The following is a 24,247-nucleotide window of genomic DNA, read 5'->3' on the forward strand; positions in this document are numbered from 1 at the left end:
TAACTTTAGCGAAACAATATCTTTTACAAAATGATATTTTCACCAAGGGGTAAGTGCGCCCTTTTTTAGTCAGATAATAAAATCAAAATTTTTTCATTTTTCTATTGACATTTATTAGCTGGACTTTTGTTTCACTATTATTAGACAGTTTTTGTCCTAAAAAAGTTTTATATACATTAGAAAAATATTCTTACTTTTTTCTTACAAAATTAATAAAATATTATGTTAGTTTATAGAAAGCCTATATTTTAGGCACAGCTTTAATCTGATACACAAAAAGGACCTTATTTTAAATCAACTTCAAGAAATTCACATTTACTTTTTCTTGGAATTTAAAATAAGATCCTTTAGAAATTTTAATCTTTTATTACTATAATCTACTAACTCTATAGCTAAAATTAAATTACAACTTCCATCAAAAATTTACTATCACATTCCAGCCTTTATCTTCTTACCAGCGATTTGGTAAAGAAATGGTATACTTGCTTTGCTCACACTATTCGCACCTGCTTGTTGTACAAATGTTGTCATGCCTACTGTATCACATTGCTCACCTTTAATATCCGCACCCATTTTGCCTGCAAAAGTACGGTAATATCTTGCACGACGAGCAACCGCACCTGTTCCATTTTCAGATTGACCGGCTTCATTATTGATTATAATAATTGTTAAACCAAAGTTTCCATTGTATTTTGCATTTGCTCCATTTGATTTTGGCTGCCATACTCCGGTAATTACTTCATGACAGGAAGGTTTTGGAGGCTGTGGTGTCATCCAGAACCAAATTCCAGTCATAAAACCTAATACACCATCTTGTGCAACTTTTTCAGGATTTTTTAATAAGACAGAGCTGTCGCCAAATAACACGTCGGAACATAAACCATAATTGTAATTATAGGACAATTGAATTGGTCCACGTCCGTGGTAACTCTTTCCTTCTACCGGAAGATAAGAAGTACCTGAGCTTTGAACGTATCCAATTGCACTCGAACCAATAAATCCTACTTCTTCATTAAAATATAATCCGGACAGGCTTTCATCTACTTCTCCTTCAACCGTTCCACCACCCGTTTCATGGGAAATATTTGCCAAGAATCCTGCAAGCTCACGTTTACGTGTATTTAAATCACCAACTGCCAAAAATGAACCATAGTCACAAATAGAAGTACAAAGTTCTTTTTTTCCTTCCAGCCACTCTGCCCCAAAGCTTGCATCACTATAAATTAACTTCTGTTCTTTCGTCGTTTTATCAAGGCGAATTAAACGATAACACCATTCTGCTCCTTCATACCACTGTACCTTAATAATTGTATTAGCAAGTGTTTGTAATGCACTTTGAAGATTTTCATAAGAATAGTAATCTGGCAAATTAGATGGATCTTTATAATATTGTTTTGTAGCTGAACAATTCTTCCATGCTTCAGATCCAAAACGGTATGGGAATAATTCTTCATAAGAACTTTTTGGAATTAACTCGTTTAATCTTCCCATTGCAGCTTCCGGTGAATAGTCTTTATTAATTCCACCATATAATTTTTCTATTTCTGCATCACTTAATACTTTATTAATTGCATTTGTTTCCGCATTTTCATCCTTCTGATAATTTTTCTCATCTTCTTTTACAGTCCATTCTGCATCTTCTACAAATACCCATGGATCACCTGCATCCGGTTTTGCACCTGCATTTGCATACCATTTATTCTGATAGATTTTTCCTTTATAATATACTTTCGTATTTTTATTTGGATAATTTACATAATCTTTCCAAAATGGATATGGTGGCTCTGTTTTTGTTGCATCAGTTATGGAATCATTTGCTGCAAGCTTTATATTGTCAGACGCCGTTGTAACAGCTGGTAATTTTTTAAAGCATGCATCGATTGTTTTTGCAAACTTGTATCCGTTTGTTGCATCCCAGTTAATTGACCAAGTCATAGCACCCCTTAAATTAGGGTAAGCCTTTGGAGGGGTAAAGCCTCCTGCTTCTTTTCCATATACAAGACTTTCAATGGCTGCTACGACATTTGCAGGATCTTGATATCCGCCACCTGCTGCTCTTGGTACAGCCGGAAGACCGAGTCCTATCTGGTCTGGACGAAGACCACTTTCTAACTGTGTCGTTGCAAGAGAATTTAAGAACCCAATTGTTCCCTGATTATAATTAGCACCGCCATATCCTGGCATTCCGCCGGAATTATAATACTGTGTATTCATAATTGTAAGAATGTCACTTACTTCTCTTGCTAATTTCAAATAAGTTGCATCGTATGTATAGACATCCAGTGTCTGTGGTGCCATTGTTAAAATAAAATCATTTCCTGCTTTATCAGCTAAAAGATGCAGTGCCTTCGCAAGATTTGGAACATCAATTCCATGCTCTAAATCTACATCAATTCCATCAAAGCCATATTCTTTCATTAAACTATAAGCACTGTCAGCAAAATTCTTTGCTGCCTCCTGGCTATTGATAATTACGTTACCAACCTCACCTCCGATTGCAAGTAACACTTTTTGACCCTTTTGATGTGCTTTTGTCACATCTGCTTTAAATTCATCAACGGTATATCCGCCTAATGCCTTACTTAATTTGGCATCAAGATTAAAAGTAATCTCGCCTGCTTTTTGTGTCGCATCTGCAAACGATACACAGATTACATTATATTCTTCTGGTACTTCTTTAAGCTTTAAGCAAGTAGCTCCATTATCAAAATTCTGCCAATAACCTGTAAGAACTCTTCCAGGAAGTGGTGAATTACTTGGCATTGGTTCTGTTGATTTATCCGTTACTGTTATATTACAAGTTGCTTGTTTATCACTCACTGTAGCTGTAACTGTAGCTTTTCCTGCGGCAACTGCAGTTACTACGCCATTTAATACTGTTACAATAGAATTATTACTGCTTGTCCATTTCACCGATTGATTTGTTGCATTTTCTGGCGAAATAGTAGCAATTAATGTAGCCTTTTTTCCACTTTCCAATGTTAATTCTGTTTTATTCAATGCAATTCCAGTTACGGTCACATCCTCTGTCCCAGGATTTGGAGGAGTAGGAATCTCACCTGTATAACTCTCCCATAATGCAGGTGTGCTAGCTGGTTCCCATCCTTCTAAAGATGTGTGTGACTGTTTACATTGATAGTAACCCCCTTTGTAGGAAACAATATCTCCCTTCGCATAACTTTTGCCTGTTTCCCACGATGATACTGTTTTTGCTGAAACAGCTTCTGCCATTGTCTGTACAACAGGTGTTTTTACCCCATTCACCCAGAACCGATCAGTCCCTGTAGAAGCATGAATGGTCACAGCTGGTACAGATGTCATAAGCATAACCGTAGACATCGTTAGACAGAGCATTTTCGATAACTTTGATTTCATATCCTTCTCTCCTTTTTTGGTTTATTTGTACAAAAATAATAAAATATTATTCTTGTTATTGTCTATTGTAACATCTCTTTCCAATTTGTCCTTGTTTATGTTTGACATTTTTTGTGTATTTTTGTTATTCTTATTTAAATCATCAATTCATTTGCAATTTTCATTCTTTTTCGACAAAATTTACAAATACATAACTGTATTTTTAAATAAGTAGTTCTATCGCAGAAAAAAAATGTCTATGATAATATGATGTTGAAATTTATAACAAAAAAACAACAAACTCTGCTTATTGGATTACTAATTTTTCTCAGTGTCTTTTTCACTGGCTGTTCTCCAATCAGTAGCAATGTTAATCTTTCAAGTTCAGCAACAAATACTTCTCAAAATACTGCTAATAAACAAAGTTCGAATATAGAACAAAATGAAACTTCAGATAAAAATAAATTATCGGTTACTGAAAACGGTACCTATACAAGTAAAAAAGAAGTTGCATTGTATATTCACACATATAAAAAACTTCCATCGAATTACATTACAAAGAAAGAAGCCCGTTCCTTAGGCTGGAATAGCAAAAAAGGAAATTTATGGGATGTAACAGACCATAAAAGCATCGGCGGTGACCGATTTGGAAATTATGAAAAAAAATTACCTGACCATAATGGACGTAAATATTATGAATGTGATATTGAGTATGAAGGTGGCTATAGAAACGAAAAGCGAATCGTTTATTCTAACGACGGACTTATCTTTTATACAGAAGACCACTATCAAACGTTTGAAAAATTATATGAATAAATTAAAATAATACCAGGGTCAAAAGATCATTAAAATTGTTGGAGTTACGATTATGAAAGAAATTATATTAAATGTTTCAAAATTCAAAAATGAATCCGATATACACAGATATTTAAAAGAACAATTAAACTTTCCCGAATATTATGGCAATAATTTAGACGCACTCTATGATGTATTAACCGAAATTAATGAAAAAGTTACATTCCGATTAAAAACAGAAAACTCTTCTAAATTACTGCAATGTATAATTACTGTTCTCTATGATGCAGTAGCAGAAAATTCAAATTTAACGATTATTTCTGATGATGTTTCAATTCACAACTCATACAACGGAAACGGGGGGCTGTCGCACTAAGAATTAGTGCGCAGCTCCTTTTACTAAAAATTCGACGGTGTGAAATATTTTCTGTAAATTAAGATCTTCTATGATAATTGATGGACTTGACGGCAGATTCTGCTGTCGAACCCTTGGTTAATTAATATCAAAAATAAGTTGGTATGTCAAGAGCACCCGGAAAATCCGGGTGTGCATTTACTCTTGATATACCGACGTTTTTTGTTACTCAGGCATCCGCTCTGGATACAGGATGGCAAGTTCTCCACGTACTTTTCCCCAATTTCGGATTGGAATAGTCCATTTCTTAGCAATTTCAAAAGTTGCTAAATAGAGGACCTTTAACAATGCCTGTGGGCTTGGAAATACGCTTCTTTGGAAAATTTGAAAATTGGAGATATGGCATCCCAATTATCCTTCCAGCGTGTCATGGAATTGGGATATTGACTCTCCCATTTTTCCCTTACTAATGGACGGTTCCGCCATTCTTCAATTTTAGGAAGCAGCTTATCTGTTATATCAGATACCATTCCCTCTCTGACTTCAAAACCGTAGATATCTTCTATCGTTTCCGGTATCTGCCGTGTGGTCATCCCCTTGGCATACATAGCGATGATTTTGTCATCAATCGCTGAGATGTCTTTTTTCGTTTTGGCAGCACCTGTGGTTCAAAAGAATTCTGCCGGTCTTGTGGAACATCAACCTCGAATTCTCCGTATTTACTGCGGACACGTTTCTGTTTTGTCCCATTTCGGTAATTCGGTTCGCTGGATTGCTCATATTTGTCATAGCCAAGATGTTGATCCATTTCTGCTTCCATCATCTCCCTGAGCGTGCCAGAAAGCAGGTCTTTGAGGGCATCCTGGATATCATCCGCATTCTCAATGTCATACTCTTGAAGCAAGCCCTGGATGATGTTTCGCTTGCCCTCTGTCATTGGTTTCGGTTTGTAAACTTCTTTTTTTCTGTTTGCCATAATTTAAGGTCTCCTATGATATTTAGATTTTATCATAGAAGACTTTACTCCACATCTATCTTCTGATTTTTACAGAAAAAATTTCATAGTCTCAAAAATTCACGAAAATAACAAAAAGATAAATAGTAAAACTATACAAATAATTCCAAAAATACTCTTTGTGTCTAGCTGTATTCTTATGAATTTTTTTAAAACTGATTTTTCTTCACCTATCTTATTTTTTGTAACATTGAAATAAAAAACAGCTAAGTACGAAAATATTAAAAAAAGGATAAAAAATAATAATAAAAATACGTCTTTCATTTAACTACCTTCTAATCTTTAGATTTTATTCTTTATTCCAAATAGTGTCAATTTAAAAGTTGGTGTCACATCATTGACTAATATACAAATTCCCAATAATTTTGGTGCGAATCTCCCGGGATTTTTATGTTCACTTGACATTCGCACCAAATATTTTATTAAAAAATTAATGGATCTGTAACATCAAACCCTGGCTTTGCACCGATATGCTCTATTTTATTTTTATAATTATTGCCCAAATAATAAAAGCGTAAACTATCTACGTTCTTATCAATTATTTTTTCTAATTCTGCTTTTACCTGCCTGCATTTTGTAGCATCCATATTGCATTCACATAATCATGAAGCAAATTCCCCTCTACCGTCCTTACATTTTCCTGCCATTGCATTTCAATATATGACAGTGCCCATTGCCTTCTGCAAAATGCAAAATGTTGAATTCCTGATAATTGTAAATAATCTTCTTCGTTATACAAGGGAATATTCCTCCGGAGCTACACATTCACAATCTAATGGCAACAGCTCAACGTCATAGTCAAAGAAAGATTTTGGACGTACCACGGATTTCTTAGGCTTAATTTGGATACTTCTATGTACTTTTGCAGTTGAAGCCTTTGGTGTTTTTTCATTGTGCTGCCACCAATATACTTTACAAACCTCCATACTGCCCTCCGGTCTTGCTGAAGAAGCATCATTTTCAAATAGTGTCTTTAATGCTTCCTTTAATAATTCTGCATCTTCTTGAGAAAATCCTGTTTTCTCCGCTAATTGGACATTTACACTTCCTTTTATTAAATAAAGACCAAACTCAATTCTATGCTTTGTTCCCATTGTATCCGATGCTTTACTTTCTTTTCCACCTTCACTATTTACACTCTTTGTAATCTGCATACTGACAATATCAACCGGATTGATACTAACTGCCTGATGAATAGAAACAGGACCACGGATTCCGAGTGATACGTCAACTCCCTTAAATGCAAACACTTGACCAAAAGCCCGGACATCTATCCAATTTTCACATGCTATCTTAGTACAAAGTTCCCTATTTGCACTTTTCTTCTTGTCAATTTCTTTTTTCAGCTCTTCGCATCCTTCTGCCCTGTCTTTTAAACTTGTATAAGAATCTGTTGTCCTATCATCTGATTGAACAAAAATCGTTTCACCCATATCTTGAAAACGATTTCTAATTTTTCTCTTAATGCAGACATCTGAAATTTCCCCGTAACCATCAAAATTTTCTCTAGGTCGATTTCCATTTAAAGGATCTCCATTTGGGTTCGCATTTGTTACCGAAACAATCACTGCAAAATCAATCTTTCCTTTTAAATTAGTCATTTTTATTTTCCTCCTCTTCTTTTTCTTTCTTATCTTCCGCTTTTGCTCTATGAGTCATATCATACGATTGACAATGGAAACCAAGTAAATATAATCCATCTAATTTTTCATTCTTTATAAACTCTTCTCTATTAAACTTTGCTGTAATTTTATCCAATAACTGACTATAATACATTCTTTCGGATACTTTTTTCTTATTTAAATAATTTTGAACATTTTCTTCTATTGTTTGCCAAGTCCGATATGGATTCTGAGAAAATGCACACATAAATCGTTTTGCATTCGTTACTCTGTTTTTATCTTCTTCCCTATCAAACGTAGTATATTCAATTCGGTCTGCTACAGCTAACAACCTTCCATATAGATAACTTCTATCACCGCACTCCTCATCTACTTTTCGTATGTCATACTCAGTCTGAACCGATTGTTGTAACTCTTCTTTTTCTAAATCCATAGCTTTTCTCCTTCTTTCCATCTCATCCATTTTTTTCTTTTTAATAAAAGAACATGCAAGCGATAATGCTCTTTCCCAATTATCGTACTCTTCAAACGAAACCGGTGAAGAAGCTCTTTGTACTGCTCGATTTACGAAATCTATCGGCAATGGCTTTTTCTCTGTAATACAAGGCAGCAATCTTTCACATAAATTAGAATATAGCTTCACCTTATTATTTAAAGTCAGTATCCCCTTTTGCTCTGTTCCATATAATACTTCTGCAATTTCCTTTATTCCAACCATTCCAATAAATGAATAGTTCTGCTTGTCCTTTTTCTTTTTATGTAACCATTCACAGCTTCTGTGCCAATATTTAATATTTTCAATATACCTTGCTGATTCAAATGTTTTATATTCTGTCATTGCAAGCCGACCTGTTGTAGCAGAGTTAAAAGAAAGTAAAACAATTTTAGAAGTATCCCCAAGCTTAGTCTTATATCCTCTCATTGCCTTCAAGAATCTTTCCGCCTGTTCTTCTCCTGTCGCCTGTACTTCATTTGCTTTTAATTCTTCCAGCTCCAACGCTTCAAATAAACTATCATAGTCATCGCATATTTTATCTGTGTCAAAACTCCAATCAGGAATCGGTTTTAAATTCGATTCCCATATTACAAGACACATATCATTAAAATGATATCCTTGTCTTCTTATAATCCACTTTAACGCATTATGTGCTTTTTGAGATGCTTCATAACCAATCGAAAATGCCTCTGCTTTATTTCGAAATCGTCCACGAAATGTGAAATTTGCACTGTCATTTGATGAGATAAGTTTTGCTCCATCTCCTTCATTTCTAATTTTTTTTGAATGTAAAAATGAAATCTGAGCATTTTCTCCTGTCAGATAACATAATTGTGGCTCATGAAATGTTGATTTATAATAATCAATAAAGCTTTTCTGCAATGTTTTATCCAACCAGCACTCCGAAAAAAATTGTCCTGAATTATCATTTAAAATATCTTCTTCTGCATCTATGATTTCTTCGATACAAAATCGGACAAACGCTTCTTCCTGTGGAATCCCATTTAGTTTTTCCTTTTCTATAAATACGCCGTTTTCATCTAGTTTTAAAATACCTGCCCTTGATAAATCTGTTATCAACGTCTGTTTTACTAAATATTCATATAAAGCATTTACTTTTTTATGTGTATAAAGAGAATTTCTCCACTTCTCTAACTCGGTTATATAAAGCTCATAATTTTTAGAATAATCTTTTTTCTTGTTATTATAATGAAGCATATAATCACCACATAGATATTTCAAGTTATCACAAAATGGATGTGGTTCAACTCCTGCAGTCCTGCTTCCTGACTTTTCAGTTACCGGTATAATTGTAAGCTTATCCTCCTCTGATACTCTCTCTGCTCTAATAAATTTCCCATTTTCATCAATTATAACTGTTATTTGTGCCGCAACCGTTGTATGAAAAGGAGGCAGTAGTACAAGAGGTCTATTCTGTCGAAATCTTATTTCTCCAGCAATTGCTTCTTCTTTCTCATATAAGTCTAAAAGTTCTCTAACCCAATTCACACTTTTTACCCAGATCATGAATGTCATAGACATCTGATCCTATAATCCTTTCTTTTCATTTTCAATTTTAAGTTTTGGTTTCCAACTTTTATATATTCTCTTTAAACTCCATAAGACCTGTAAAGTTCTGAACTCCAAATTTTTTTATTTCCATTTCTTTTATATGCCTTTTTTCCACACACTGTTCAGGTCTTATAAACTCAATAATTCCACCTTTTTTCATTACAGGACGCCAAAAACGAACCGTCATTTTATTCTTATCATCTTCTAAAATTGCTTCATCTGCATAAGTAATTCCATGATACATAAAACCATATGCTACCTCGCCCTGCATATCGTCATAATAACTTTCTCCTTCTCCAAACACACAAGGTTCAACATACCCCTGACATTCCCTTACCCCAAGAAAAACATCTCGCCTCCCTCCTCTTTCTATCATACGCTTTGCTATATTATGATGCTTGTGCTCATTACGGTCTGCTTCCAATTCCGGTCGATTTTCATTCCATTCAAAATGTCCACGAACTTGATAACACACATCTTTTAAATATGTATAATATGCCAAGTCATTTCCCCCATCATAGTTTAGTGGACGAATTGCTTTCGTTTCTGTTTGGATTGGATTCATAACCCGAATACAATCGATAACCCAATAAAACGTTGGTTTCCAATATACACTATTCATAATTCCTTTTATTGCCTCATAAGTTGGGATATGAAAAGTACAACGTTCTCCCCCAACTCTCGTTACTATATCAGAAAATAGAGCATACTCTCCGCTTACTTGAAATTCTACTGTATTTCTATAAATCATCTTTTCTATTCACCTACAATCTGTCATATCATTAACGTATCCATTCACACGAGAAATGTTGATACCCCTGTTTTTTTACTATAATAATTCTCACTTAAAACAAAGAATCTATTATCGCAGATTGGAGAAACTGCCTTCCCAAGCTCTGCAATCATTTGTTTACTAATTCCTACTATATATGGCTGAAGATTTCTTAAATCCTGTTTTTTTTCTGATAATGATCTAGTTTCATCTTGTAAATAATCAATTAACTTCTTTGCCGTTTCATCATATTCTACAATTACATTAATTTTTCCTTGATTTTCTATCACTTCAAACTGATCTCCTGCAGTTTTAAAAGCCTGCTTTAAATGTAAGCGTTGTTCTTTATGAAAAGACTGCCATATAGAACAATTCGAAGATAAAAGCTCAATTAAAGATGTATCTTTTTTTTCTTTAATCGAAACTAAATACTGCATCTCATCAAAACGGCGGCTCATAAATAATTTATAATAAAGCTCTAACGCCTGTTTTGATTCAAGGCTATAATTCAAAGTCGCCGGATTTCTGCGATATTGATACAAAACCTTTCTCATCGTATCCTGTGCAATTTTAATATCTCTTAGCTGTTTTGATATACGCTCTGCCTCTTCAGACATCTGTACAATATAAACCTGCCCTATATCTATCTCACCATTTCGGTTACATCTTCCCGCCGCCTGTATAATATTATCAAGACCTGCAAGAGAACGCACCACGCATGGAAAAGAAATATCTACTCCTGCCTCAATAACCTGAGTACTGATACATAGAATGGGACGGGTATTTTTCTCATTAGTCAGCTGTACTTTTAAAAAGTCTAATGTTTCCTTTCGATTTTGAGGACACATATTCGTGCTTAAGTGAAATAAATAGCACTTATCTTCTTCATATTTGTTTGAAAATAAATCATACAGATCCTGAGCTGTTTTTTTCGTATTTACAATTACCAATACTTTTCCTTTTTCCAGCAATAAATCCGTTACAAAATCACCTAATTTTTCAATATCCCATCCCTTCTCTATATCTTCCTCTGTCTTATCAATGATTACTGTCCTTTTAAAAGCTTCTTTATAATCGTCTATCGTTTCTACCATATTTTTTACAGGCAGTAAACGATTAGAAGGCAATTGATCAAACAACGGCTGAGTTGCAGAACAAAGTACAATTGTTGTGTTACAAAATGTTGTTAAAAAATTGACAGCTAAATTAAATAACTCTGTAATTCGAACCGGAAGTGCCTGTATCTCATCAAAAATAATAACACTATTACACAAACGATACATTCTTCTAACACTTTCCGTCTTTGATGAAAATAACGTATTTAATAGCTGAACTGCCGTTGTCACTATAATTGGAGAATCCCATCTCTCCGTTAATGTCTGATATTTCTTTTGTTTTTCCGTATCTTCGGAATCAATTATAACATTGCTATGATGTTCCAATACGATTTGCTGATTACCAACTGCATCACGAATTGTTTCTGCATTTTGCTCCAAAATAGAATTATAAGGTGCAACATAAATAATATGCTCCCGCCCAAATTTCTTTGCATGATATAAAGCAAATCTCAAACTGCTTAATGTTTTTCCCGCACCAGTCGGTACAGTCAATCGGTATAAAAATTGCGACCTTTCCGCTGTTCTCCTACATTGGTCCGAAATCCGGCTACGACATTGATCTAAAACTTTAGCTCCTTCAAATTTGCTTAATTTACTCTCTAAATTTAAAATAGATTCTTCCCAAACATCTTCTATCTCTATTCCTGTGCTTTCAAATTGCATTGGTTTGTTTTCAGCAAAAGCATTTGTGTCAAAGCGATCACTGTCAATTAAAAGGGATAAAAGTATTCTTTCATATAACCCTAAAAAGAAATGCACATTTCCATAACTGTTTTTTCTTCCTTCAAACTTAATAAAATTAAGAAGTTCCAATTGAATTTTTTGAAAATCCTGCTCTGCCTGTTCTATATAATTTAATATTTTTTCTTTTTCTATATACTGGTAAAAACGTTCTGATACAACTGAAAGCATGGTCATATTGCTTTTTCTTCTTTTAATCAAAGATTCTCCGGAATCTAAACAAAAGCAATCATTTACGCCATGATGAGAATATATACTATATTGTATAAATTCAGAAAGAAACTTGTTTTTTAACAAACCGTCTGCTAACAACCCACCCGCCGTTGAATGTGTTACCTTTCTTCTGACAAACGCTTTTTGCTCCATCGCTTCATGAATATACTGGTCAAATTCATCATGATATTTCCCACAATCATGAAAAATGCCCGTCAGCCAAGCGATTGAACGCAAGTAATCTAACGGGCAATTATTTTCTGCTAAAAATGCAACTCCTCTGTTATGAGAAGAAACAGTTTGTATTCTATCCTTATTCTGCTCATCAAAATGAGCAATATATTTTTCATTCATAAAAAATTTGACTCCCATTTACTATTACTACATTTTTCTCACTTATTCCACTTTATTTTAGCATATTGTACAAATTTGTCAATCTTTTTTTAAATTTTTGTACAAATTTTTCATCTATCGTATATTTTTTGTTATAGTCAGAATTAACACCTCTTCAAAGATTAGAATCCGCCATTCTGGTATGCTCTCGCTATTACATACGATGGCTCATAAAAAGCACTGCAATTATAATTATCAATCACCTCGCAAATGTCATTATTATACACTCTGATAATACCATCTACGTAATTCTCTTTTGATGACATCGTATCTCTTATCAAACGCTGATAGACTGCTCCCATATCAAGCGGAGAAGGAACTATCGCAGCCATTTCTTTATCCACTGCAGTAATGTCATAGTCACTTGCTTTTAAAGCATAATCTTTAATCCAGTCTTCTTCAACTTTCAATGGGTTTTCACAATGCAATACATTTGCGCAGCTTAATAAATGATATAAGCCATCTTTTCCAATGGTATTTACAACATATTTATTCTTCTGTTTAATATGTCTTGCTACCCTCTCTATCATATAACATACAAAATAAAGATCATTTATCTCTATATCTTCTTCTGGGAAGTACTTATTCTTCATAATGTTTCACTCCCTTCAAAAGTTAATGTTTTCAAAGCTTCTTCCGTACAAAATACAATCTGATGTGTGGGATAATTAAACCTTACAAGTCCCCAAAAAGCATCTCTTGGGATCCTTCCATCAATAAATCCTTCAACAAAATTCCAAATTTGATCATCAGCCATAGGTCCTTCAACAATATCATAATCATGCTCAATACCTCTTCGACAATCAACAACGAAATCCAGCCATTCGTTCGTCATTTCATCAAATTTCAGTATTTTTAAATCAGCATTTGGTGTGTATTCATATCTGCTTACAACAGAGTCACCCTTTCTTGTCATGGCCCATCGCTTTGCCTGTTTCTCGTAACTGGTACAATAAAAGCCATAACCAAAATCTTTGTAGAAGCCATTCTGAAGAATACGCGGAACAAACACTTCTACATTACTGCCATGATATACACTATTTTTTTCCATAAGCGTCCTCCTCGTCTATTCTTCCATACTATCATCCAATGTTTCCTCATTGGAATCATTATATGATTCTATTGCATCCGTCTCATAGCCAGGAATCTTAATATCTCTGACATAAACCTAATCCGTTCCTACTCTTAGTCCTTTCAATATTATATATGCTCTGTAATACATAATCTTCCGTAAAAAGTATAGACCTATTACACATATAAAAATGCTTGACTACAACAATATACATTCTTTATCAGTAAATTCAACACCTTTCGCTAGCACTATGCCAAACAACATTGTTTCTTAAAAAGACAGTTGATTCTCATAAAGGTGTCTAACACTATCATCATTATCACAGCTATTATAAAGACCTCATAACTCTGACAAACCTCCTATATACAAAACTTTACCTTCATTTATTTATATACAGTATACTATAAAGCTCTATTCCTATGCAACTACTTAATTTGTTCCTCCAGGACAATGAAAATTATATATAAATTTGTAACTATTTTATATAGAAACTTTATATAAATTGAGCTATAATTTGTTGAAGCAAGTCGAAAAGGAACGTAGAAAGGATGACTAAAATGCTACAGCATCAAAGACAAATGTCAGAATCTATGGCATTAGGTATTGTTCTAACTCTTGCCGGAGGTTTTCAGGATGCGTATTCTTATAACTGCAGAGGAGCTGTCTTTGCCAATGCCCAAACCGGTAATATTGTTTTATTAGGTCAAAATCTTGCAAATGGAAATTGGCAACGTGCCTTACACTATTTATTTCCTCTGATTGCTTTTATCAGTGGTGTCTATATAACCGAATGGGTTCGTGAATTTTATAAAAATTATAAAAAGGTTCATTGGCGTCAAATCATTCTTATCATTGAAATTGTAATGTTATTTATTGCAGGACTTCTTCCCCAAAGCCTTAATACACTCTCCAATGTTTTAATGTCCTTTGCATGTGCAATGCAGGTCAATAGTTTTCGAAAGTTCAAAGGGATTCCGTGTGCAACAACAATGTGCATTGGAAATATGAGAAGTGCCACCGAAATGTTATGTAAATATCATATTACAAAAAATCCTGAAATGAAGAAAAAAAGTTTACATTACTATTTTATTATTTTGATTTTTGGGATTGGTGCAGCACTTGGTTCAATCTTTACAAACCAAATCGGCAATCATGCAATTTGGATTTCAGCCTTCTTAATGTTTATCGGCTTTATTATGATGTTTGTAAAATAGCAGGTTTCTTATTTGTCATTTTAACACATCCTCGCGGAGCGTTTTTGCTTTATAGGAGACGAAGCTTCCTATAAAGTAAAAAAAACCACAAAACAGATATTTACATTACGCAATATTTTTAATTCGTACCGTAAATAACGTTTTGTGGATTTTTTATTAAATTAATGATTCATATAACCTTGTAATATCTTTCACATATCTTCTTTTATTCTTCTAACCGAAAGTCCTCTAAGACTTTTGCTAATTGTTCTGCATGTTCTGAAAGCTCTCCACAAGATGCCGCATTTTGTTCTGATAATGCTGCATTTGTCTGTGCAACCTCAGATATCTGCCCTACTGCCTGATCAACCTGCTTTAATGCGTCAGTCTGCAATTGAGAAGCATCTGATACATCTTTTGCTAATTTTGCTATTTCAATTGTGGACTCTACAATTTCATTTAAAGATTCTGCTGTACGACTTACTAACTTAGCGCCTTGTTCTACTGCTTCAATACTCTTTGTTATCAGTTCTTCTGTTTCTTTTGTCGCATCTTTCGTTTGAGTCGCAAGTTCACCAATCTCACCTGCTACAACTGCAAACCCTCTTCCTTCTTCACCTGCTCTTGCTGCCTCAATGGATGCGTTTAATGCAAGAAGGTTCGTCTGTCCCGAAATGCCTTCAATAACGGTAATAATTTTCGAAATCTGCTCAGAAGCTTCTGTTATCATATTCATTGCCAGTTTCAACTCTTCCATCTGCTGGCTTCCGCTCTCAACCATTTGCTTTGCATTTTTTGACTGAATGTTTACATGTTCAATATTTTTTGTATTTTTTTCTACCTGTTCTGCCACTGTCTGTACCGTTGCAAGCAATTCTTCAATAGAGCTTGACTGTTCCGTTGTTCCTTGGGCAAGTGACATAGAAGCCTGTGAAATATTTTCAGAGCCATCCGCAACCCTGTCTGCTGTCAGCTGAATCGAATGAATCATTTCCTTAAAAATCTGAATAATAGAAAGCATTGACTTCTTTATATCAGCAAAATCTCCGACGTAATCCGCCTCTACTCCAATCGCAAAGTTCTTTTGTGACATCTGGCTTAACACTTCGTCAATATTATATATGTAAGCTTTTAATTTTTCAGCCATATGCCGAATACCCTCTGCAAGTTCACCAATCTCATTGGAAGCTTCATACTCTAATTCGAAATTCAAATTTCCCTGTTCCATTTGAAATAATGCTTCCTTTACTTCCTCTAATGGAATTGTGATACCATTTGCAATTCTTTTGCCAAAGCGGTTTGCCAATACAATATTGACAATCGTCATAACAATCAGTAAAGCCACTAATATCCAAACACGCAGGCTGGAAGCCCAGACATAGGAATCCATATTTTCAGATACACCGCTTGCAATTATTTCAATCTGCTCTATTATCTTGTCAACAATAGGAAAATATTCTTTTTCAAGATTAGCTTTTGCCTTATCAACCTGTCCTTCTTTTGCCAGTGAAATTGATTGCTCAATCGTATCTTTTCCTTGATTTATGCCACTCTGAATATTGGCAACTTCCGGCTGATTGTTTCCCGATAAAGTTTCTATCAATACAATTGCTTCATCTAATTTCTGCTGATTGCTTTCTAATTCTTCTTCGTATTCTTTAACCTCACTTAAATCTGTCGCAACGCATACCTGATAGATTCCACTCTTAATTTCCGAAAGTGCCTCCTTCGCTTTCCAAGTCGCATCCTCGATCTTACTATACTCCTCATTAAATGTTTTTAACCGATTTAATCCATCAAACAACGTTATAATAGAAAAGACAGTCATAATTACAATAAATATCGTAATGACACCATACGATTCCCGAAGCCGAACTCCTATTGGTTTCGACCCAAACTTCTTTTTTACTTCCCTCGATACCTCTTTTCTAATATCCTCTGTTTTCTTTTTCACATCCTGCATATTCTGCTGCATAATCATCCCTCCATCTGCTTTTGTAATATTACGAAAGCACTTCGCTTTATAATAATATACCAAATGCAGCAGGGAATGTCTACAATCGATAGCAATATAAAGTTCTTGCTTATCATCCGTTTCCATTTACTAAAATCATCTGCTTATAATCCGTTCGCTTTCTCAGTCCTGCACATATTGTCATTGTTACTGATAAAATATAATTAAAATCGTCTTGTACAGAAACAGCCCTTTCCAAATATTCCCTATGAATTTTATCTAACCACAAATCTAAACGCTTTAATGGTTTTTCCCGTTCTCTTAAAAACCATGATTCTCTATTCTGCATTTTATTTTTAAAATATTGATGTAGGGAAGATTCATATTCTGTATGTTTTTTTGATTTGTAACCAAAACGATCATTGTGAGGTCTTGTAAAAGAATCCGTCAAATAGTGCATCATTTTTCCAATACTATACCATTCATAAAAAGTATTATTTCGTTTTGCACGAATTGTCTTAAAAAGGAACTTTTTCCGGTAATGATAGCTATGTCCCTGAAACCATTTTTTCTCAGAAAGAGAAAGGTAAGTTAACGGATTTACGTCGGGAACTAGGTTTCCAAGTAAAAAAGCTAATTTTTTAATTCCATTTATCTCTATATGATCCACCATATATTTTGCTAAAAAATAATGATCCTTTGTTTCCATAGTATGCACCTCCTTTCTTTTATTTTAGCACTTAAACTTAACTCAATGTCAATAGATTATATATGAATTTTTTGTGAAAACTTTTGTCTTAATTATAGAGTATATCCAAAAAAATGAGAATATTGTATATCACAACATTCCCATTTTTTCCAATTTAATTTAATTTTTTTAGTAAATCTTCAACATTTTCTACTTCGCTCATTTTTACTTCATCTCCAAAAAATGTTTCCATGTCTTCCTCTACTGTGCTAATTCCGGCAATACCAAAGTTATCAATTAATACCTTCGCTACATTTGGGGAAAGGAACGCTGGAAGTGTTGGTCCAAGATGAATTTCTTTTACGCCAAGATATAATAAACTTAATAATACAATAACCGCTTTTTGCTCATACCATGCAATATTATAAATAATTGGAAGTTCATTAATATCTGCTAACCCAAATATTTCTTTCAATTTTAAGGCAATTAGCGCTAAAGAGTACGAATCATTACACTGACCTGCGTCTAGTACTCTTGGAATACCGTCAATATCACCTAAGTTAAGTTTATTGTATTTGTATTTTGCACAACCGGCAGTTAATATAACCGTATCTTTTGGAAGTGCCTTTGCAAAATCTGTATAATAGTTTCTCTTAGAAGCTCTTCCATCACAGCCTGCCATTACTACAAATTTCTTAATCGCACCAGATTTTACTGCATCAACTACTTTGTCAGCTAATGCAAATACCTGCTCATGTGCAAAACCACCGATGATTTCTCCTGATTCAATTTCTGTTGGAGCACTACATTTCTTAGCAAGCTCAATAATTTCAGAAAAATCTTTCTGGCTTCCTGCTTCTCCTTCAATATGCTTACAGCCTGCATATCCTGCTGCACCCGTTGTAAACATTCTGTCTTTATAAGATGCCTTTGGTGGTACAATACAGTTTGTTGTCATTAAAATCGGTCCATTAAAGCTTTCAAATTCTTCCTTTTGTTTCCACCATGCATTACCATAATTTCCAACTAAATGTTTGTATTTTTTCAAATGAGGATAATAGTGTGCCGGAAGCATTTCAGAGTGAGTATAAACGTCAACACCAGTTCCTTCTGTTTGGATTAATAACTGCTCGAGATCGGAAAGGTCATGACCGGAAACTAAAATTCCCGGATTCTTTCCTACGCCGATATTTACTTTTGTAATCTCAGGATTCCCATAAGTCTTTGTATTTGCAGTATCTAATAATGCCATACCTTCTACTCCAAACTTACCAGTTTCCAGCGTTAATGCAACAAGTTCATCTATTGTTAAAGAGTCATCAAGCAGTTTCATAAGTGCAGACTGCATAAAACAGTCAATTTCTTCGTTATCATAACCAAGTACATTTGCATGCTTCGAATATGCAGATAACCCTTTTAATCCATAAGTTATTAATTCTCTTAAAGAGCGGGTATCTTCATTTTCCGTCGCTAAAACACCAACTTTATCTGATTTTGCTTTTTCTTTTAACAAATTATTTACCAATGGAGCTTCCTCGCCAATCTCCCATGTTGCAGCTTCCGATAAATTGTTCTTATCTGATAATTGGTTTAGCAATTCCTTTTTCATTGCTAATGTTTCTTTTACTCTTGCATAAAAAATTTCATCATCAAAATTTGCATTTGTAATTGTTGTAAACAAATTTAGTGTAATATAATGATTGATTTCTTTTGAAATTTCTTTTCCTTCTGCCCGTAATCTTGTTGTAACCTCTGATATTCCTTTTGTTACATAGACTAACAAATCCTGCATATTCGCAAGATCCGCACTTTTACCACAAACTCCCGCCTTTGTACATCCTTTATTTCCTGCTGTTTCCTGACATTGATAGCAAAACATTATCTTATCTTCCTTTCTTACTCTTATACTCTATTTTTTATTATGATTCAAGAATTCTTCCATCTGTTGATATTGTCACTACTTGCCATGGTATAAACTTACCGCTTGCCTGAAGTGCATTTTTTACTGCATTCTCAATTCCACCACAACATGGTACTTCCATTCTTACAACTGTTACACTTTTTATTTCATTGTTACGAATAATTTCTGTTAGCTTTTCTGTGTAATCCACATCATCTAACTTTGGACATCCGATTACTGTAATTTTATTCCGAATAAATTCATTATGAAAATTTCCATAAGCATAAGCGGTACAATCTGCTGCCACTAACAGATTCGCATGTTCAAAATATGGTGCCTTTGTAGGAACCAGTTTAATCTGTACCGGCCATTGACGTAATTTTGAAGTAATTACCTCTTTAGGCGACGTATCTTGCTCTTCTAAATTACATCCTCTATGAATCTCTTTTGCCTGTGTTCCAGGACATCCACAAGGCAAAACTTCTTTTATACTTTCTTCTTTTTTTCTTTTATTTTCTAACACTGCCTGTTCATCATAGGCTAAAGCTTCTCTTTCTATAAACGTAATTGCTCCTGTTGGACAAGCCGGAAGGCAATCACCTAAGCCATCGCAATAATCATCCCTAAGTAGTTTTGCCTTTCCATTTACCATTCCAATTGCTCCCTCATGACAAGCAGCTGCACAAAGTCCACAACCATTACATTTTTCCTTATTAATCTCTATAATTTTTCTTATCATAAACGTTATCTCTCCTTTTTCATTCAATCTCTTTCTTCTATTGCTTGACTTGATATGGGAATCATACTATAATAACTTCATCATGTATGTTGTTAGAACAACAAAATAAAAAATGAGCAAATTTTTTAACCAGAGGTGACCTATGAATTATGAATTTATAGCCAAAACATCCATATTTCGTGGAATAGCACCAACCGAATTAAAGGTCATGCTTTCCTGCCTTCAAGGCTATACAAAAAAATATACAAAAGGAGAATATGTCTATCGTGCAGGAAGCCACGTTCAGGCAATGGGGTTGGTTCTCTTTGGAAGTGTAAATATAGAGCAAAATGATATTTGGGGAAATCAAAATATTTTTGCTAATATCAAAACAGGACAGGTTTTTGCTGAAACCTATGCCTGCACGCCATCCGAGCTTATGATGGTTGATGTAATCGCTGTAGAACAAACAGAAATATTATTTCTAAATATTGAAAAAGTTCTAAAACTATGCCCTTCCAATTGTGATTTTCATAACCATTTAATTCGAAACTTACTGTCCGTTATGGCCTCTAAAAATTTGAATCTCACCTACAAAATTACTCATATTACTTCCAAATCAATCCGTGGGCGGCTTTTATCTTATCTCTCTTATCAGGCAATGGAACAGGGTACCTATAATTTTGAAATCCCATTTAACCGCCAGCAACTTGCCGATTACCTTTGTGTTGACCGAAGTGCAATGTCCAACGAACTTAGTAAGATGCAAAAAGATGGTTTGCTAACCTATCACAAAAATAAATTTCATCTGCATGAACATTCTTATGAAATGGAATTATAATTTGAATAACGAATAATAGAAAGAGTGATGATTATGAGTAGCTTAAATTATCTCCAATTTCAACTGCCCAATCAGAACTATTAGCTAGAACGACGCCAACTATTTGGGATGTATTAATCGCAATTTGTGGCGGCACTGCGGGAGTCATCGGTATTACAAGAAAGGAAAGTTCAAATGTAATGCCGGGTGTTGCAATTGCACTAATGCCTCCTCTATGTACTGCCGGTTACGGAATTGCAATGGGCTCTCCCCGTTATTTTCTTGGTGCTATGTACTTATTTTCCATTAATGCTTATTTTATCTGCCTCTCTACCTGCTTTGTTATGCTTACATTAAAAGTACCTGTAAAATCAAGTTTGAATGAACTTAAAATTTTATTTCCTGACGTGCTACATTATGAAACCGGTGTAACAAAATCTTATGATAAGCATACCAAACAGACGAAACAGTATCTCACAACAACGATTATAATATCAAAAGCAATGTTAAACTTCTATAACCTGAACCACATCACCCGGCTGTTTTCCAATCCTGTGAAGAATTTCTTTTTTATATATGACATGGCGTTTCCATTTTACTTGTTATAAATAAACCGCTCCAATTCATTCAATAAAACATCAAAATCCAATGGTTTAACAAGGTATCCCGTCATTCCTGCTTCATACGCACGAATTTTATCTTCTTCAAAAGCATTTGCTGTCATTGCCAAAATTGGAATCTTCGTTGCATCTGCCCGTTCCAACAGTCGAATTGTACGAACAGCTTCCAGACCATCCATAACTGGCATTCTCACATCCATTAATATTGCAGTATAATAATTTAAACTGCTTTGCACAAATAACTCAACCGCCTGTTTTCCATTTTGAGCTGTTGTTACCTCTATCCCATTTAATTCCAAAAACGTTTTTGCTATTTCCCGATTTAATTCATTATCCTCAGCAAGTAAAATTTTACTGCCAACAAATTTTTGCTTACTAATCTGCTTCCTTTCAAATAAATCGTCATCATTCAATTTATAAAATGCATCATAAATATTCGCACGAAATAACGGCTTACATACAAAATAATTGACACCGGCAGCCCTTGCCTCCTCTTCAATACCACTCCAATCATAAGCAGAAATCATAATAATCATTGTATCCATTCCTACTAATTTGCGAATTCTTCTGACAGTTTCAATTCCATCCATATCCGGCATTTTCCAATCAATCATGGCAATATCGTAAAGCTCTTTCTTTTGAAGCGACTGCTTTATTTCTCCAATTGCCTTTTTTCCGGAATCCACCCATTTTACACAGGCTCCTACTTCTTCTAAAATTATCGTAGTCTGTTCCCCCACAATTTCCTCATCATCCGCAACAAGCACTTTTAATCCTTTTAAAAGTTCCTGCATTTTCCGCTCCCGCTCTTTCTCTTCATCATCAGAGACCAATTCAAATGGTACTGTAAAAATAAAGGTTGTTCCTTCTTTCTTTTTGCTTTTTACTTCTATGGTTCCTCCCATCAACTGTATCAAATTGTATACAATTGAAAGACCCAAACCACTTCCTACATTATCCCTGGCTTCACCGGCCGCTTCCTGCTCAAACGGCTGAAAAATTATTTTTTGAAACTCCTCAGACATTCCAATTCCTGTATCCGAAATACGAAATTTTAAATAGCAAAAACCATTTGTTCTTTTTTGCTCCCTTATGCTAACCTCTATTTTTCCTTCTGCAGGAGTAAACTTTAACGAATTCGATAATAAATTCAGCAAAATTTGTTTTAACCGTAAGGAATCTCCAATATAATATTGCTCTAATGGTTCTTCATGATACACTTCATAAGAAAGATTCCGTTCCAATGCTTGCGGATAAATAATCTGATTAATCTCTCCAATCAATTCAACGAAATTAAAATATTCATGAGAAATTTCCATCTTTCCTGTTTCAATTTTCGACATGTCCAAAATATCATTAATCAAAGAAAGCAAATAACGCGAAGACGCATCGATTTTTTTAAAACAGTCCTTTACACTTGTGCTGTCTTCTGCTTTTATCTGACCTATTGTACTCATTCCAATGATTGCATTCATCGGAGTCCGAATATCATGGCTCATTCTTGATAGAAAATCAGACTTTGCCCGATTAGCCGCCTTAGCAGAAGCCAAGGCATCGCGGAGCAATTGTTCTTGCCTCGCCTTTTCAATTCTCTGGGCATCCAAAAATTTTATTAACTCGATTGCTAATATATCATCATCAAACGGATTTTGAACGTAAATTACCTGAATTGATATCCAGTGGTATTCTTCATCAACTATCTTTTGTTGAAGTTCCATATAAATTTCTCTTTCTCCACATTCAAAACGCTTTATAATTGCTTCTCTTTGAAAGGTTGTCGCATAGTCCAACTGATAAGAAGGATAAACAAGTTCTATTGATTGATTTATTAATTCACTAAATATCCCTGTTCTTTCCTTTATAAAAAATTCCTGTTCTTCAATAAAACAATTGTATGTGTTCTTTGTTAAATTGAGGCTTATGATTAGCGGATATGCTGTACAAATTGCCGCTCTAAGCGATTGATTTTCTACAAACTCCTCCTGTTCTTTCTCCATTTCCAATCGTTTCAATTCTGTTACATCAGTAAATACTGCCTGGATTACCTCCACACCATCTACATTTATAATTTTTCGCATCGCAACATTTACCCATGCATGCTCCCCATTCTTTCGAAAAGTTTCCCTTGTGTAATTAATCGTTTCCCCCTCCAAAGGTAATTGTCCAATAATTGTTTTAACCCATTCTCTGTCTTTATCCATAACTGTTTGAATTGGGCTTTCTATTTCACTCCAATATTCTTCCTCTGACGAGTAACCATAAAATTCCCATACCATCCGGTTTACATTAATAATCCGATATTCTTCATCTGTAGTAAACTGAATAATTCCACACGGGATAGAATCAAACAACTGAGCTAAAAAATGCTCCTGTCTTTTATTTTCCTGTGCTTTTTTCTGTAGTTCATTTTCTAATTTATGATATGCTCCAGATACTTCATCTGGAAATAAGTCTTCTCTTGTGTTCTCTACAAACGGAATAGAATGATGAATATGTACTACGCAAAACTTTTCTTCTTTCTGCTGTATTACAAATGAAATTCGATGATAAACCATGTCTACTTGAATATTTGCATCACATAAATAAATTTTTTTGTCAATAAGTGAAATCAAGTAGGTTTCTTCATACTTTTCTCTAACTTTCATTCCTTCTATAATTTTTAAAATAGCATCCTCTCTGCCTTCCGCTTTTTCGTTTTCTTTTGTTCCAATCCATATAATATTCTCTGCAAAAGACGAAAATAAAAAATCCTTGTCAGGTTTCCTAAGAATGTTCCTCACTAATTGCCTGGTAAATTTCTCTACCTCTTTCACCGTCTTTTCATACATTTTTAGGA

General features: G+C 34.3%; 18 protein-coding genes and 2 pseudogenes. 5 read left to right on the forward strand and 15 right to left on the reverse strand.

Translation table 11 applies throughout. From position 1 onward, the window contains the following. Positions 1-429: 429 nt before the first annotated feature. On the reverse strand, positions 430-3,375 hold the full coding sequence (locus tag FYJ58_RS06510; RefSeq protein ID WP_154518933.1) for a glycoside hydrolase family 19 protein: 2,946 nt from the start codon (positions 3,373-3,375) through the stop codon (positions 430-432). Between the two features lie 246 nt (positions 3,376-3,621). Here FYJ58_RS06510 and FYJ58_RS06515 point away from each other — a divergent pair, with 246 nt between their 5' ends. Together FYJ58_RS06515 and FYJ58_RS06520 are read left to right on the forward strand one after the other, a co-directional pair. After that, positions 3,622-4,170 carry a ribonuclease domain-containing protein gene (locus tag FYJ58_RS06515; RefSeq protein ID WP_235912577.1) on the forward strand — a complete coding sequence of 183 codons (549 nt, stop codon included), beginning with the start codon at positions 3,622-3,624 and terminating at the stop codon, positions 4,168-4,170. 52 nt (positions 4,171-4,222) lie between these two features. Then, the gene (locus FYJ58_RS06520) at positions 4,223-4,525 is read left to right on the forward strand and encodes a barstar family protein (RefSeq protein WP_154518934.1); all 303 of its coding nucleotides are present in this window, start codon (positions 4,223-4,225) and stop codon (positions 4,523-4,525) included. A 320-nt stretch (positions 4,526-4,845) separates the two neighbouring features. Here FYJ58_RS06520 and FYJ58_RS06525 read toward each other — a convergent pair. From FYJ58_RS06525 to FYJ58_RS06565, 9 genes and pseudogenes are all read right to left on the reverse strand, one after another. After that, positions 4,846-5,480 (reverse strand): annotated as a pseudogene (locus FYJ58_RS06525) (transposase). Between the two features lie 461 nt (positions 5,481-5,941). Next, a complete protein-coding gene (locus FYJ58_RS06530) occupies positions 5,942-6,106 on the reverse strand; it encodes a CRISPR-associated endonuclease Cas2 (protein WP_154518935.1) in 165 nt (54 codons plus the stop codon). A gap of 14 nt (positions 6,107-6,120) precedes the next feature. Beyond that, positions 6,121-6,258, reverse strand: a pseudogene (locus FYJ58_RS06535) (CRISPR-associated protein Cas4); the annotation flags it as partial. Then, positions 6,251-7,120, reverse strand: a complete 870-nt coding sequence (cas7c, locus tag FYJ58_RS06540) for a type I-C CRISPR-associated protein Cas7/Csd2 (protein WP_154518937.1) — start codon at positions 7,118-7,120, stop codon at positions 6,251-6,253. The gene cas7c and the pseudogene FYJ58_RS06535, both read right to left, overlap by 8 nt. Further along, on the reverse strand, positions 7,113-9,173 hold the full coding sequence (gene cas8c / locus FYJ58_RS06545) for a type I-C CRISPR-associated protein Cas8c/Csd1 (RefSeq protein ID WP_235912578.1): 2,061 nt from the start codon (positions 9,171-9,173) through the stop codon (positions 7,113-7,115). Before cas8c ends, cas7c begins: the two co-directional genes overlap by 8 nt. A gap of 61 nt (positions 9,174-9,234) precedes the next feature. Further along, positions 9,235-9,960: a type I-C CRISPR-associated protein Cas5c gene (cas5c, locus tag FYJ58_RS06550; RefSeq protein ID WP_154518938.1), complete on the reverse strand. Its 726-nt coding sequence runs from the start codon at positions 9,958-9,960 to the stop codon at positions 9,235-9,237. A gap of 44 nt (positions 9,961-10,004) precedes the next feature. Continuing rightward, a complete protein-coding gene (gene cas3, locus FYJ58_RS06555) occupies positions 10,005-12,407 on the reverse strand; it encodes a CRISPR-associated helicase Cas3' (protein ID WP_154518939.1) in 2,403 nt (800 codons plus the stop codon). A 161-nt stretch (positions 12,408-12,568) separates the two neighbouring features. Further along, entirely contained in the window at positions 12,569-13,039 is a 471-nt protein-coding gene (locus FYJ58_RS06560; protein WP_154518940.1) for a hypothetical protein, read from the reverse strand. Continuing rightward, positions 13,036-13,497, reverse strand: coding sequence for a DUF3990 domain-containing protein (locus FYJ58_RS06565; RefSeq protein WP_154518941.1), 462 nt, complete (start codon positions 13,495-13,497; stop codon positions 13,036-13,038). Before FYJ58_RS06565 ends, FYJ58_RS06560 begins: the two co-directional genes overlap by 4 nt. A 569-nt stretch (positions 13,498-14,066) precedes the next feature. On the opposite strand from FYJ58_RS06565, the gene FYJ58_RS06570 reads away from it, so the two are divergent. Next, positions 14,067-14,732, forward strand: a complete 666-nt coding sequence (locus FYJ58_RS06570; protein WP_408647373.1) for a YoaK family protein — start codon at positions 14,067-14,069, stop codon at positions 14,730-14,732. 205 nt (positions 14,733-14,937) lie between these two features. On the opposite strand, the gene FYJ58_RS06575 is transcribed toward FYJ58_RS06570, so the two are convergent. The 4 genes from FYJ58_RS06575 to FYJ58_RS06590 all read right to left on the reverse strand — a co-directional run bounded on the left by FYJ58_RS06575 (position 14,938) and on the right by FYJ58_RS06590 (position 19,992). Then, entirely contained in the window at positions 14,938-16,686 is a 1,749-nt protein-coding gene (locus tag FYJ58_RS06575) for a methyl-accepting chemotaxis protein (protein ID WP_205839180.1), read from the reverse strand. A 112-nt stretch (positions 16,687-16,798) separates the two neighbouring features. Then, positions 16,799-17,374, reverse strand: a complete 576-nt coding sequence (locus tag FYJ58_RS06580; protein ID WP_154518943.1) for a zinc dependent phospholipase C family protein — start codon at positions 17,372-17,374, stop codon at positions 16,799-16,801. A 154-nt stretch (positions 17,375-17,528) separates the two neighbouring features. Then, positions 17,529-19,232 (reverse strand): hydroxylamine reductase, encoded by a 1,704-nt coding sequence (gene hcp, locus FYJ58_RS06585; protein WP_154518944.1) that lies wholly within the window; start codon positions 19,230-19,232, stop codon positions 17,529-17,531. A 40-nt stretch (positions 19,233-19,272) separates the two neighbouring features. Beyond that, positions 19,273-19,992 (reverse strand): ATP-binding protein, encoded by a 720-nt coding sequence (locus FYJ58_RS06590; RefSeq protein ID WP_154518945.1) that lies wholly within the window; start codon positions 19,990-19,992, stop codon positions 19,273-19,275. Between the two features lie 142 nt (positions 19,993-20,134). Between FYJ58_RS06590 and FYJ58_RS06595 the strand changes: the two genes are divergently transcribed. Both FYJ58_RS06595 and FYJ58_RS06600 read left to right on the forward strand, forming a co-directional pair. Next, complete coding sequence (locus FYJ58_RS06595) at positions 20,135-20,812, forward strand: Crp/Fnr family transcriptional regulator (protein WP_154518946.1); 678 nt, start codon at positions 20,135-20,137, stop codon at positions 20,810-20,812. A 56-nt stretch (positions 20,813-20,868) separates the two neighbouring features. Then, entirely contained in the window at positions 20,869-21,399 is a 531-nt protein-coding gene (locus tag FYJ58_RS06600; RefSeq protein ID WP_328597812.1) for a DUF389 domain-containing protein, read from the forward strand. On the opposite strand, the gene FYJ58_RS06605 is transcribed toward FYJ58_RS06600, so the two are convergent. After that, complete coding sequence (locus tag FYJ58_RS06605) at positions 21,387-24,239, reverse strand: response regulator (RefSeq protein WP_154518947.1); 2,853 nt, start codon at positions 24,237-24,239, stop codon at positions 21,387-21,389. The two genes, FYJ58_RS06600 and FYJ58_RS06605, sit on opposite strands and share 13 nt — an antisense overlap. Between the last annotated feature and the right edge of the window lie 8 nt (positions 24,240-24,247).

The organism is Velocimicrobium porci, assembly GCF_009696045.1.
Lineage (GTDB): Bacteria > Bacillota > Clostridia > Lachnospirales > Lachnospiraceae > Velocimicrobium > Velocimicrobium porci.

Coding starts and splice junctions, on each gene's coding strand:
- FYJ58_RS06510 (WP_154518933.1), bottom strand. CDS start 3,375: ATGAAATCAAAGTTATCGAAAATGCTCTGTCTAACGATGTCTACGGTT.
- FYJ58_RS06515 (WP_235912577.1), top strand. CDS start 3,622: ATGATGTTGAAATTTATAACAAAAAAACAACAAACTCTGCTTATTGGA.
- FYJ58_RS06520 (WP_154518934.1), top strand. CDS start 4,223: ATGAAAGAAATTATATTAAATGTTTCAAAATTCAAAAATGAATCCGAT.
- FYJ58_RS06530 (WP_154518935.1), bottom strand. CDS start 6,106: ATGGATGCTACAAAATGCAGGCAGGTAAAAGCAGAATTAGAAAAAATA.
- cas7c (WP_154518937.1), bottom strand. CDS start 7,120: ATGACTAATTTAAAAGGAAAGATTGATTTTGCAGTGATTGTTTCGGTA.
- cas8c (WP_235912578.1), bottom strand. CDS start 9,173: ATGACATTCATGATCTGGGTAAAAAGTGTGAATTGGGTTAGAGAACTT.
- cas5c (WP_154518938.1), bottom strand. CDS start 9,960: ATGATTTATAGAAATACAGTAGAATTTCAAGTAAGCGGAGAGTATGCT.
- cas3 (WP_154518939.1), bottom strand. CDS start 12,407: ATGAATGAAAAATATATTGCTCATTTTGATGAGCAGAATAAGGATAGA.
- FYJ58_RS06560 (WP_154518940.1), bottom strand. CDS start 13,039: ATGAAGAATAAGTACTTCCCAGAAGAAGATATAGAGATAAATGATCTT.
- FYJ58_RS06565 (WP_154518941.1), bottom strand. CDS start 13,497: ATGGAAAAAAATAGTGTATATCATGGCAGTAATGTAGAAGTGTTTGTT.
- FYJ58_RS06570 (WP_408647373.1), top strand. CDS start 14,067: ATGACTAAAATGCTACAGCATCAAAGACAAATGTCAGAATCTATGGCA.
- FYJ58_RS06575 (WP_205839180.1), bottom strand. CDS start 16,686: ATGCAGCAGAATATGCAGGATGTGAAAAAGAAAACAGAGGATATTAGA.
- FYJ58_RS06580 (WP_154518943.1), bottom strand. CDS start 17,374: ATGGAAACAAAGGATCATTATTTTTTAGCAAAATATATGGTGGATCAT.
- hcp (WP_154518944.1), bottom strand. CDS start 19,232: ATGTTTTGCTATCAATGTCAGGAAACAGCAGGAAATAAAGGATGTACA.
- FYJ58_RS06590 (WP_154518945.1), bottom strand. CDS start 19,992: ATGATAAGAAAAATTATAGAGATTAATAAGGAAAAATGTAATGGTTGT.
- FYJ58_RS06595 (WP_154518946.1), top strand. CDS start 20,135: ATGAATTATGAATTTATAGCCAAAACATCCATATTTCGTGGAATAGCA.
- FYJ58_RS06605 (WP_154518947.1), bottom strand. CDS start 24,239: ATGTATGAAAAGACGGTGAAAGAGGTAGAGAAATTTACCAGGCAATTA.